The sequence below is a fragment of the Rahnella sp. CJA17(1/100) genome (assembly GCF_963881615.1).
Classification (GTDB): domain Bacteria; phylum Pseudomonadota; class Gammaproteobacteria; order Enterobacterales; family Enterobacteriaceae; genus Rahnella; species Rahnella aceris.
The window spans coordinates 1-12,106 of sequence record NZ_CAWOJA010000013.1 but is presented as its reverse complement, the minus strand read 5'-3'; the positions used below and the strand labels follow the sequence as shown (position 1 = coordinate 12,106).

Below are 12,106 nucleotides of genomic sequence, written 5' to 3'. Positions count from 1 at the left end.
ATATTTTTGTGGCTGGACATCACCCGTAGCCGGTAAACAATGGTTATGCAGCCAGATTGCATAAACCCTGAAAACGTATTCAGTGTGGCCCTTTCATCCTGTTGGTCTTACGGACTTTTTATAAAAACTCACTCACAGATCACAAAGTTAATTAAACCGAAAACACCTCAAATAAATCATAGTTATTTAAGGTTTCAGAGTATTTATAAATATTTAATCATGAAAAAAGACATTCTATGCAGACGGGAAATAAACCCCTTATTTTTTAGCGGATTATAACTGAGTAAACATTATCTCAATCGGTCATTTACTGTCAGGATAAATAATTACGCTGATATTTCGTTTATTATTCACTTTACTGTGTCCGCTAATAAATAAAACAATGATGCTTATCAATCAACATATAACCTCTTTCATCCGTTTATTCTGGTGCGATCTGAATCACATATTAAATGCCTGAGCGGAATATTATTCACTCCGTTGCGGGCATATTCCATTTCAGGTTGAATATATTATTTATTCTCCGCGTAATTCATTTGCCCAAAACATTATTTGGTCTTCTTTTTATAAAAAGGGATAAATATGAAACGGCATTATGTAGGATCCGAAATAGGCCAACTTCGCAGCGTGATGCTTCACCGGCCAAATTTAAGTTTACAGCGACTCACCCCGTCGAATTGTCAGGAATTATTATTCGATGACGTACTTTCCGTTGAGCGCGCCGGAAAAGAGCATGACGTCTTCAGTCAGACCTTGCGCCAGCAAGGTGTGGAAGTCTTATTGCTCACTGACCTGCTGACGGAAACCCTCGATAACCACGAGGCCAAAGACTGGCTGCTCAGCCGGCAAATCTCGGATTACCGGCTTGGGCCACAATTTGCCGAAGAGATTCGTGGCTGGCTGGCCGATCTTCCTCACCGGCAAACGGCCCGGTTTATGAGTGGCGGATTAACATACAGTGAAATTCCCGATACATTCCATAATATGGTCACAGATACGCATCAGTTAAATGACTTCGTGATTAAGCCTTTACCCAATCATTTATTTACCCGTGATACCTCCTGCTGGATATATAACGGCGTGTCAGTTAATCCGATGGCAAAGGAAGCGCGTAAACGGGAAACCAATAATTTACGGGCCATATATCGCTGGCACCCGCACTTTACCGATAACGAATTTATTACTTACTTTGGCGACGACGAATTTAATTACGACCACGCCACGCTGGAAGGTGGCGATGTTTTAGTCATTGGCCGTGGCGCAGTATTAATTGGTTTATCAGAACGCACGACACCGCAGGGTGTGGAGTTCCTCGCCCGTTCACTGTTCAAACATCAGCAAGCCACCAAAGTGATTGTGCTGCAATTACCGAAACACCGTTCCTGTATGCACCTTGATACCGTCATGACACATATCGATCTGGACACTTTCTCGGTGTATCCGGAAGTGGTGCGCGACACCACGTTGTGCTGGACGCTGACCGACAATGGTCACGGTGGCCTGCGTCGCACCGAAGAACCACAGTTCGTCCGGGCAATCGGTAAAGCGCTGGGCATTGACGACATCAGACTCATCACCACCGGTGGCGACAGTTTTGAAGCCGAACGCGAACAGTGGAATGACGCCAATAACGTCCTGACCGTGCGTCCCGGCGTGGTCATCGGCTACGAACGTAACACCCGGACTAACGAAAAATACGACAAAGCCGGGATCACCGTTCTCCCCATTCCGGGTGATGAACTGGGAAGAGGCCGCGGCGGCGCACGTTGCATGAGCTGCCCGCTTGAACGCGACGACATCTGATCACCTATACCGGGAAAATTTCATGAACAAACCTGTTCTGGTTGTCGCCCTCGGCGGCAACGCATTGTTGCGCCGTGGCGAACCGCTCGAAGCCGAACTGCAGCGCAAAAACATCCGTCTGGCGGCCGAAACGCTGGCTGCGCTATGCCAGAAATGGCGCGTCGTGCTGGTGCACGGCAACGGCCCGCAGGTCGGATTGCTGGCGCTGCAAAACAGCGCTTATCCGGCAGTCGCGCCCTACCCGCTCGATATTCTGGTGGCACAAACACAGGGGATGATCGGCTATCTGTTGCAACAGGCGTTGAAAAATTGTCTGCCTGAGAGCCGCGTCTGCACCCTGCTGACGCAGGTGGAAGTCAGCCTGCTCGATCCGGCATTTGATAAGCCGACGAAATACATCGGTCCGGTTTATACGCAGGCGCAGTCGGAAAATCTGGCCGCCGAAAAAGGCTGGGCGATGAAAGCCGACGGGCAGCATTTCCGCCGCGTGGTCGCCTCTCCTCAACCGCAGCGCATCCTCGAAATTGATGCCATCCGTGACTTGCTGGAAAAGCACTATCTGGTCATCTGTAACGGCGGCGGCGGTGTGCCGGTTCATCAGACCGCCGACGGGCTGGCAGGCGCAGAGGCCGTCATCGACAAAGACCTTTCGGCGGCGCTGCTGGCGCGTCAGTTACAGGCCGACGCGCTGCTGATCCTGACCGATGCCGATGCGGTGTACCTCGGCTGGGGCACGCCGGAGCAGCGTCCGCTGCATCAAATCACTACACGGGATCTTGCCGGTATGACCTTCGACGCCGGATCCATGGGGCCGAAAGTCAGTGCCGCCTGCCAGTTTGTCGACGCCTGCCACGGACTGGCGGGGATCGGCGCACTGGAAGAGGGTGAAGCCATTCTGGCCGGTCTGAAAGGCACCTGTATCCGCGCGGAATAACCCGCCCTCACTTCATTATTTCAGGATGATGTTATGACTACTACATTGAAAAACCGTCATTTTCTTAAACTTCTTGATTTCACACCGGAAGAGATTCAGCAACTGATCACCCTGGCGCTGACGCTTAAAAACGATAAGCAAACAGGTCAGGAACGCCCTTGTCTGCGCGGAAAAAATATCGCGCTGATTTTTGAGAAAACCTCGACCCGCACCCGCTGTGCGTTTGAAGTCGCCGCGTTTGATCAGGGCGCACACGTGACTTATCTCGGCCCTGGCGGCAGCCAGATCGGACACAAGGAATCCATGAAAGACACCGCCCGCGTGCTGGGGCGAATGTATGACGGCATCGAATACCGGGGTTTTGCACAAAAGACGGTGGAAGAACTGGCGGAATTCTCCGGCGTACCGGTGTGGAACGGGCTGACCGACGAGTTTCATCCGACCCAAATCCTTGCCGACCTGATGACCATGCTTGAACACTCGCCGGGTAAAAAACTCAGTCAGATCAGCTTCGCTTATCTGGGCGATGCCCGAAACAATATGGGTAATTCCCTGATGGTCGGGGCAGCAAAAATGGGAATGGATATCCGTCTGATCGCGCCAAAATCCTTCTGGCCGGAAGAGACACTGGTCGCGACCTGCCGCGATATCGCCCGCACTACCGGCGCAAGGATCCTGCTGACAGAACACGTTGATGAAGGCGTACAGGGCGTCGATTTTCTTTACACCGATGTCTGGGTGTCAATGGGCGAAGCCAAAACCGCCTGGGCAGAACGTATCAGTCTGATGACCCCGTATCAGGTTAATGCGGCGGTGCTTAACGCAACCGGCAATCCTGACGTCAAATTCATGCACTGCCTGCCCGCCTTCCATAACGAAGAAACCACGCTCGGCAAAGAACTGGAAATCGCTTACGGCATGAAAGGGCTGGAAGTGACGGATGACGTTTTTGAGTCCCCGCATTCCATCGTTTTTGATGAAGCCGAAAACCGTATGCACACCATAAAAGCGGTCATGGTCGCCACCCTTGGCGATGACTAAGCCCCTTGCGTGAAGGCGTTTTGCCTTCACGCTTTTTTTAAGGATTACGTTTATGCGTACATTCAAATTCCCTTCTGCCTACACCATTTTGTTTGTGCTTATCGCGCTGGTTGCCGGTCTGAGCTGGATTATTCCCGCCGGTCAGTACGACATGGCGATGAATGCCCGGCTGGGCAAAGAGGTACCCGTCTCAGGCACCTATCACGCCGTTACCGGCAATCCGCAGGGGCTGGTGGATATTTTCCTCGCGCCCATTGATGGCCTGTACAACCACACCACCGGCCAGGCTGGCGCAATTGATGTCGCTTTATTTATTCTGATCATCGGCGGTTTTCTGGGCATCGTCACCAAAACCGGGGCAATCGACGCCGGAATTGAGCGGGTGACTGTCCGGCTTAAGGGCAAAGAAGAATGGATGATCCCGATCCTGATGGCACTGTTCGCCGCCGGTGGCACCATTTACGGCATGGCCGAAGAATCATTGCCATTTTACACCCTTCTGGTACCGGTGATGATGGCGGCGCGTTTTGACCCGCTGGTGGCGGCGGCTACCGTACTGCTGGGCGCCGGGATTGGCACGCTCGGCTCGACGATCAATCCTTTCGCAACAGTGATTGCCGCCAATGCTGCCGGGATCCCCTTCACCCACGGGATCGGCCTGCGCGTGGCGATTCTGATCGTCGGCTGGCTGATCTGCGTGATCTGGGTGATGCGCTATGCCCGTAAAGTGCGCCGCGATCCCTCGCTTTCTGTTGTGGCTGATCTGTGGGACAGCAACCGCGCCCACTTTCTCGGTAACCGCAGCGATGAACTGCTGCCCTTTACCGGTGTACGTAAAATCATTCTGCTGATCTTCGCGCTGGCTTTTGTGGTGATGATTTATGGCGTATCGGTAAAAGGCTGGTGGATGGGGGAAATCTCCGGCGTTTTCCTGGCCGCAGCGATCCTGGTGGGGCTGATTGCCCGCATGAGTGAGGAAGAACTCACCTCGACATTCATTGATGGCGCACGCGACCTGCTCGGCGTGGCACTGATCATCGGCATTGCCCGTGGCATCGTGGTGATCATGGACAACGGCATGATCACCCACACCATTTTGCACAGCGCAGAAGGCATCGTTTCCGGATTATCCAGCGTGATTTTCATCAACGTCATGTTCCTGCTCGAAGTGGTGCTGTCGTTTCTGGTGCCCTCTTCATCCGGTCTGGCGGTGATGACCATGCCGATCATGGCGCCGCTCGCCGATTTCGCCCACGTCGGGCGTGAACTGGTGGTGACCGCTTATCAGTCGGCATCGGGGCTGGTGAATCTGGTCACGCCGACCTCCGCTGTCGTCATGGGCGGTCTGGCCATCGCGCGGGTGCCCTATGTCCGCTGGCTGAAATGGGTCGCACCTTTGATGGGAATTTTACTGATATTGCTGATGTTCGCGCTAAGTCTCGGTTCTTTGGTTTAACTCTTTGTAGAAAATGATTTTTTTGCCATGTTGACGTCCTTTATTTACCGGGAACATAACCATGAAAAGAACGTTGTCTACACTTGAAAAAGAACACCAGCAACTGATCCTCTGCCATCAGCTTATTGCCAGCCGGAGTTTTTCATCACAGGAAGAACTGCGTGTGGAATTCCAGCGGGCGGGATATCGCAACATCGGCCAGTCCACCATTTCTCAATTGCTGAAAATACTGGGCGTCGTGAAGGTACAGAATGCCAAAGGCAAAAAGATTTACGCCCTGAATGAGCAATCTCAGCTTATCCCTGATGCCCTGAGGCCAGTGAGTGAAATGGTCACCGATGTGGATCACAACCCTCAATTTGTCGTGGTACATGTCATGCCGGGCTATGGTCGCGCCGTGGGGCGGATTATCGATCAACATCGGTTGCCGGAGGTGCTCGGCGTGATCGCATCGAGTACTTCCGTGCTGGTTGCGCCACGGGAAATGACAGAGCTGGACAGAGTTTGCAGGATAATCAGGCGAATACTGGCGATAAAGGAAAACCACGGCAGCAACCGTTTGCCTTAGGCCATTTTTCCGCTTGATGTCGTCAATGACCCGCGTATAATGCGCCACAATTTGTCGGGAGAACCCATGAACAATCGCCAGGTTTTGTGCTCAGATGATCGACCAAACACCGTGCCATCAGGCAGCCCGCTGCCGTTGTTCTTCCGTGGTATTACCGTTTTACTGAAAGCCCCTCATTGAGGGGCTTTTTTTTGTCCGGAATTTGAGCGCCACACTTTTTACGCGTAAAGAACAGGAGAATGACGACTATGGCCAATCCGCTGTATCAGAAAGACATCATTTCTATCAACGATCTCAGCCGCGAAGAGCTGGAACTGGTACTGGATACCGCTGCCAGCCTGAAAGCCAACCCGCAGCCTGAATTGCTGAAACACAAAGTGATCGCCAGTTGTTTCTTCGAAGCCTCAACCCGCACCCGTCTGTCATTTGAAACGTCGATGCATCGTCTGGGCGCCTCGGTGGTGGGTTTCTCCGACAGCAGCAACACCTCGCTCGGCAAAAAAGGCGAAACGCTGGCCGATACCATTTCGGTCATCAGCACTTACGTAGATGCGATTGTGATGCGCCATCCGCAGGAAGGCGCGGCGCGTCTGGCGACCGAATTCTCCGGCGGTATTCCGGTGCTCAACGCCGGCGACGGAGCGAACCAGCATCCGACGCAAACCCTGCTGGATTTGTTCACCATTCAGGAAACTCAGGGCCGTCTCGACAACATCAAAATCGCCATGGTCGGCGACCTGAAATATGGCCGCACGGTACATTCCCTGGCGCAGGCACTGGCGAAATTTAACGGCAACCGCTTCTACTTTATCGCGCCGGACGCGCTGGCGATGCCGGGGTATATCCTGACGTTGCTGGAAGAGAAAGGCATCGAATACAGCCTGCACAGCAGCATTGATGAAGTGGTGTCTGAAATCGACATTCTGTACATGACCCGCGTGCAAAAAGAGCGTCTGGATCCATCGGAATACGCCAACGTGAAAGCACAGTTTGTCCTGCGGGCTGCCGATCTGACCCATGCTCAGCCGCACCTGAAAGTGCTTCACCCGCTGCCGCGTATCGATGAAATCACGCCGGATGTGGATAAAACGCCATATGCCTGGTATTTCCAGCAGGCCGGTAACGGAATTTTTGCGCGTCAGGCTTTGCTGGCGCTGGTTCTGAACGCAGACACTGCACAGTAAACTTGAGGAGAAAACGATTATGACGCACGACAACAAACTTCAGGTTGAAGCGATCAAATGCGGTACGGTCATCGACCATATTCCGGCACAGGTCGGATTTAAATTACTGTCGCTGTTCAAGTTTACCCAGACGGAACAACGTGTGACGGTCGGCCTGAACCTGCCTTCCGGCGAGCTTGGCCGCAAAGACATCATCAAAATCGAAAACACCTTTCTGACCGACGAACAGGTCAATCAGCTGGCGGTGTATGCCCCGCGCGCGACGGTGAACCGCATCGACAATTACGACGTGGTGAAAAAGCTGATGCCGACGCTGCCGGACCGGATTGTCGGCGTACTGCGCTGCCCGAACGGCAACTGCATCAGCCGTTTTGAACCGGTGGACTCCAGCTTTGCGGTGAAACAACGCGCAGACGGCGTACACCTGAAATGCAAATACTGCGAAAAAGAGTTTGAGCATCAGGTGGTGCTCAATAACGACTGAGCCTTTATACTGGGGAACAATTTCTTGTTCCCCTTAACGCAAATCAGGAGACATTATGTCCCGCGAAATCAGCACTGAAAACGCCCCTGCCGCTATCGGTCCTTATGTTCAGGGCGTGGATCTGGGCAGTATGATCATCACTTCCGGCCAGATCCCAGTGGATCCTAAAACCGGCTCTGTGGCTGACGACATTTCTGCACAAGCGCGCCAGTCACTGGAAAACGTACAGGCGATCGTTGAAGCTGCTGGCCTGAAAGTATCAGATATTGTGAAAACCACCGTTTTCGTGAAAGATCTGAATGACTTCGCCACCGTTAACGCCACGTATGAAGCCTTCTTCACCGAGCACAACGCGCCATTCCCGGCACGTTCTTGCGTTGAAGTCGCCCGTCTGCCAAAAGACGTGAAAATCGAAATCGAAGCCATCGCCGTCCGCCGTTAATTCGCGTCAGTGATGCACCAGACCAGCCTGCGGGCTGGTTTTTTTTGCCGAAATCAACACCTGACCATGACTTTAATTACCATCATTGCGGATGTGAGCAGCTTTTTTTTGCCAAGTTCACATAAAAGCCATAGCTATAATCAATTTTTCTTTTTGTTGGAGGATAACTTGACAACCTTCCCTTTTCAGCCTCACCAGGAATTAATGTATAATCGAACTTATAATAAACCCCATTGATTTTAATAATGCTTTCATACATGTCAGTTAAAATACCATCTTCATTAAATATGCTGTAATTATAAAGAAAACTGTTAACCCAATGCGGCGCGCTTATTATTTTTAATGCATCTCCATTTGTATCAAACTCTAACAATCTAATTTTATAAATTTTTCCCAAGTTATTTTCAATCCACTCCCTATCGATTATACTCATTTCAGCCTTATCCTTTTTATATAGCGTATCTATTTCACAATTTATATAATAGTCCTTACTATATGAATCAACCACTTTATAGCCTAGTGGGCCAGAAGATATAATATATCTTGGCCACATATAATATAAACCTAGCAATAAAAAAACCAACCCCAGTGCTATTTTAATATTTACTTTCATTTTGGAAGGTAATCCTTATATTCCTTTGAAAGATTATAGGGCGTGGTGCCTACTCCAACATCATTCAATGCCCCATCAATGTTATATGAAGACCGCATATTTTTATATTCATCTCACACTCTGAGGAAAGCATCTCAAACCAAGGGGTTTTAATTACCTTACTAGGTAAATATTACGACCTTGACCCCCATGTATTCTCATAATTACCGATGATAATAAACCCACCACAGGAATACTAAAATAACTCGCCTTTTCATACCCGGCCCTCCTTAGAGATAGGAATAGAACAATAATGTTGAAATTAACATCATTGCGGATGTGAACAACTTTTTTTTGCTAAATCAACATCAAAGTCATAACTATAATTTTTTCTTTCCGTTGAAGGTCTGAAACTTGCGAAATAGCCTTTCTGTATATCTCCTTTTCTGGGAGTATATTGAAAATGATAATACAATCCACTTATGAAAAATATACTTTCATAGGTATCACCATCAACATCACCACTCACATCAAAAAATGTGTATTTATACTTAAATGAGTCAATCCATAAGCCGCTTGTAATTGCTTTATAATAGCCTGTACTTTGGTCAAACTCCTTCAACTCATCTTCATATATAACATTTGTGTTATTTCTTAACCAATCTTTCGTTCTTTCATCCATTTCTGGGGCTTTTTTTTTGTATAATGCTGGTCTTTCACAGTCTATGTAATATTCCCTTGCATATGAGTCAGCTATTTTATAGCCATAGTCATCTGAATGTATAATATATTTAGGGAAAAACAAATAACCTAAAATACAAAAAGAAACAAAAATAAAGATAGCTATCTTACTCTTCATTTTGGCATGAATTCCATGTAGTCTGGCCCGAAATGAATTATTACAGGCGTTGTCCCCGCAACAACATCATGTAAAGCGCCCTGGACATTATATGCGGCCCTACAGTAGTTCACACTCTCATCGCGTTCTCGGCTCAACTCATTAAATAATTCGTCTTTTTTTATCTTACTTTCCAGACGTTCCATCCTTGTTCCCCATGTATTCTCATAATTACTGCGAATAATAAATGCCCCAACGGGCACACCAAAATAATCGGCCATTCTTTGAGCCAGACTGTCTTCAGGACGAGGTTCAGACTCGAAATCACTATGCCCGTCTAATCTTCCCATTCCAGTCCGACATGCATAAGAGTCGATTCTCCCATTCTTCGAAAATATTTTAGGATCAACCATTTTGAAATTGACTAAATTTACATTTAGATTTCGAGCATCATCATATTCATAGCCAAGTGCTATTTGCCCTGGTAAACCATGTGCAAAAAAAGATAATTGATTGATAGGGTATAGATCCCTATCACGCCCACTGTTTAAATAATTGAACAGCTCATAGAAAGAATTAATAACTTTGAGTGTAAACCCATAAAGAGATGATGACTTTTCGATTATTTTAATATGCTTTTCATTATACCCCTCACTGAAAATTATAATAGTGAATTTATCAAACTTCGCAGATGACATATACTTTCTCATATACCTCACAGCCTGCCCGGCAAAAGATAATTTATTGGCTGCATCACCTTTATATTGCGTCCCAACCACTGCAATATACTCAACCTGTGAGGCCTTATTGATATGCGTAATAAAAGCAGCAGGGTTGAAATGCCAGACCCTTCCTGATAATGCTGTCCGGGCGTCAGCAGGTAATTTGCCAAAAAAGCTGAGTGCATTGGCATGATTAAGAAATTTATCCCAGGAAGGAGGATTAAAAGCAGGTTGCACGAATTTATTATCCTGCTTTAACCAACTGAACCGTGAGTCAACGGTGGTTTCATCCCATTCAAACGGGAACCGGCAAATCGCGTAAAAATATTTTTCTTTTAAGCTTTTCTCATCGTTTATTTGCTGCTGCCATTGCTGAATAACCGGTGAATCACACTGGCTGTCTGCATTACTGTCATCATCAACAAGTGACCACCCCGTCCAGTGAGGAAAATCAGCATCAGAGTATTGATTAATACCCGGTGCAGTCATTTTCACCCACCCCGAACCGCCGGGATAATTAGCACAAATCCATTCAGCTTCATTCCAGGTCACTGTTTCGCCGTAATCCCTTTCCGGTGCAGCAGGCAAACGGACACCCGCCTCACTGAGCTTCGTGTAAATGCTGCTACCTGCCGGATTTTCCTGACGGGTAAAGACCTTCTTATTCGTAAAAGTGACGAAAAGCTCAGTGTCGCTGATATACAGCGGGGGTCTTGTCGCTTTCTTTTCGTCAGGAGAGGCCATAAAAGGCGTGCCGGAGGGTAAATAATAATGCTTATCACCATAGGTGATATCGCTGCGCCCAGGTTTGCTGATATCAAGATTGCCTGTGCTTCTCCCCGCAAGCTTTTGCAGGTTCGTATCATCACAGCAAATCTGAAAATGGAATCCGTTCTTGCCGTCTACGCGTCCGGATGTGCCCAATATCGTGCCTTTTTTAATGAGGGTTCCCACGCCTTCCAGAACATTCCTTCTCACCTGTTTCAGGTGCTGACACAACGAATAGAAAACGATGTTCACTTCGGGGTCTCCCAGCGTCAGAGTGTGACGCAACAGCACCACCCCGTCGTCTGTCGCCCCCAGATAGCACAACGGATCCTCACTAATTCTGTCGGAAGGATACCGACAAAAGACAATTTCTCCTTCCGCAATCGCCCTGACCGGATTGGCAGTCCCCCCCGCATCGGTATGAGGAATATGCACACCACCGTGCCAGGCCCCGAGATTATTTACGGGGAAGTCCCTGTATTTATCGACGTGAATACATCGCCTGACCCAGTCATCATCAGTTTCTGTTTTTCGCTGTGAAAGTAAAATCGGGGGCGCTAATAACATATTTTCATCCTTGTTCAGCTTTCCGCTTGCTGGAATGTTGATTGCGATATTCGTGGGTTATATACCCTGTGCTCAGGAAATTCCGGCGCGGGTTATATCGTTTGCAGGCTCATTCTCTGCTTCCTGTTCCGTTAATCCGCTTATCACCGGTGGAACCGACGGAAAGTCATGCGGCATCGTTTCCGCCACCGTCAGCACCGTGTGCGGCGTTTTCCTGAAATACTCACCGGCCGTGCCGTACTCAATTTTGCCGTCCTGCAGGATGAGGTAGCTGCCGCCACCAATCAGCGTGATGCGCTTTTTCGCGCTGAACAGGATGTCGCCGTCCACCGCCGTGATGCTCACTTTTTTGCCCGCTGCCAGCGCCAGCCGGTTGTTCTGCGCCTGAACGTCGACCCTGCCTTCGCTGGCCTTCAGGCTCATTTCGCCCTTCAGCGCAAAAATGCCCATTTCCTCACCGGTGTTGACGGTCAGGTTCTTAATCACCCCGATATCCGCGTTTTTTCCGGCGTTCAGTATCATGTTTTGGGTCGCCGCCAGTTGCAGATGCTCGCCGCTGGTCAGCGCCATGCCTTGTGGCGCGCTGGCCAGCACCACCTGATTTATCGGCTTCAGCCGTTCGCTGAACATCGCGATTTGCGCCGCGATGTCGGCCTCCAGCGCGCTGGCTTCGGCGGCGGCCTGGCTGAGGGCTTTCACCTGACGCT

12 protein-coding genes are annotated in these 12,106 nt (G+C 49.4%); 8 read left to right on the top strand and 4 right to left on the bottom strand.

Features of this window, described 5'->3' with window-relative positions; translation table 11 throughout:
- Positions 1 to 582: 582 nt before the first annotated feature.
- The 8 genes from arcA to ridA all read left to right on the top strand — a co-directional run bounded on the left by arcA (position 583) and on the right by ridA (position 7,912).
- Positions 583 to 1,803: an arginine deiminase gene (gene arcA, locus AACU55_RS09255; RefSeq protein ID WP_134706867.1), complete on the top strand. Its 1,221-nt coding sequence runs from the start codon at positions 583 to 585 to the stop codon at positions 1,801 to 1,803.
- Positions 1,804 to 1,825: 22 nt separating this feature from the next.
- Entirely contained in the window at positions 1,826 to 2,737 is a 912-nt protein-coding gene (arcC, locus tag AACU55_RS09250; protein ID WP_013577166.1) for a carbamate kinase, read from the top strand.
- Between the two features lie 33 nt (positions 2,738 to 2,770).
- Positions 2,771 to 3,778: an ornithine carbamoyltransferase gene (gene argF / locus AACU55_RS09245; RefSeq protein WP_037035099.1), complete on the top strand. Its 1,008-nt coding sequence runs from the start codon at positions 2,771 to 2,773 to the stop codon at positions 3,776 to 3,778.
- A 52-nt stretch (positions 3,779 to 3,830) separates the two neighbouring features.
- On the top strand, positions 3,831 to 5,234 hold the full coding sequence (locus AACU55_RS09240; RefSeq protein WP_134706866.1) for a YfcC family protein: 1,404 nt from the start codon (positions 3,831 to 3,833) through the stop codon (positions 5,232 to 5,234).
- Between the two features lie 61 nt (positions 5,235 to 5,295).
- On the top strand, positions 5,296 to 5,802 hold the full coding sequence (locus AACU55_RS09235) for an arginine repressor (protein WP_013577169.1): 507 nt from the start codon (positions 5,296 to 5,298) through the stop codon (positions 5,800 to 5,802).
- A gap of 248 nt (positions 5,803 to 6,050) precedes the next feature.
- On the top strand, positions 6,051 to 6,986 hold the full coding sequence (gene pyrB / locus AACU55_RS09230; protein ID WP_013577171.1) for an aspartate carbamoyltransferase: 936 nt from the start codon (positions 6,051 to 6,053) through the stop codon (positions 6,984 to 6,986).
- A gap of 19 nt (positions 6,987 to 7,005) precedes the next feature.
- Entirely contained in the window at positions 7,006 to 7,470 is a 465-nt protein-coding gene (pyrI, locus tag AACU55_RS09225) for an aspartate carbamoyltransferase regulatory subunit (RefSeq protein WP_013577172.1), read from the top strand.
- Between the two features lie 55 nt (positions 7,471 to 7,525).
- On the top strand, positions 7,526 to 7,912 hold the full coding sequence (ridA, locus tag AACU55_RS09220; RefSeq protein ID WP_015698834.1) for a 2-iminobutanoate/2-iminopropanoate deaminase: 387 nt from the start codon (positions 7,526 to 7,528) through the stop codon (positions 7,910 to 7,912).
- Positions 7,913 to 7,994: 82 nt separating this feature from the next.
- Here ridA and AACU55_RS09215 read toward each other — a convergent pair whose 3' ends face one another.
- The 4 genes from AACU55_RS09215 to AACU55_RS09200 form a co-directional block, all read right to left on the bottom strand.
- Positions 7,995 to 8,525: a hypothetical protein gene (locus AACU55_RS09215; RefSeq protein ID WP_112197440.1), complete on the bottom strand. Its 531-nt coding sequence runs from the start codon at positions 8,523 to 8,525 to the stop codon at positions 7,995 to 7,997.
- A 307-nt stretch (positions 8,526 to 8,832) separates the two neighbouring features.
- Positions 8,833 to 9,363, bottom strand: coding sequence for a hypothetical protein (locus tag AACU55_RS09210; RefSeq protein ID WP_013577175.1), 531 nt, complete (start codon positions 9,361 to 9,363; stop codon positions 8,833 to 8,835).
- On the bottom strand, positions 9,360 to 11,399 hold the full coding sequence (locus AACU55_RS09205) for a M23 family metallopeptidase (RefSeq protein ID WP_240785686.1): 2,040 nt from the start codon (positions 11,397 to 11,399) through the stop codon (positions 9,360 to 9,362). Before AACU55_RS09205 ends, AACU55_RS09210 begins: the two co-directional genes overlap by 4 nt.
- A gap of 72 nt (positions 11,400 to 11,471) precedes the next feature.
- Positions 11,472 to 12,106, bottom strand: a 635-nt coding sequence (locus AACU55_RS09200) for a DUF2345 domain-containing protein (RefSeq protein ID WP_134706865.1), incomplete at its 5' end; no start/stop codon positions are given.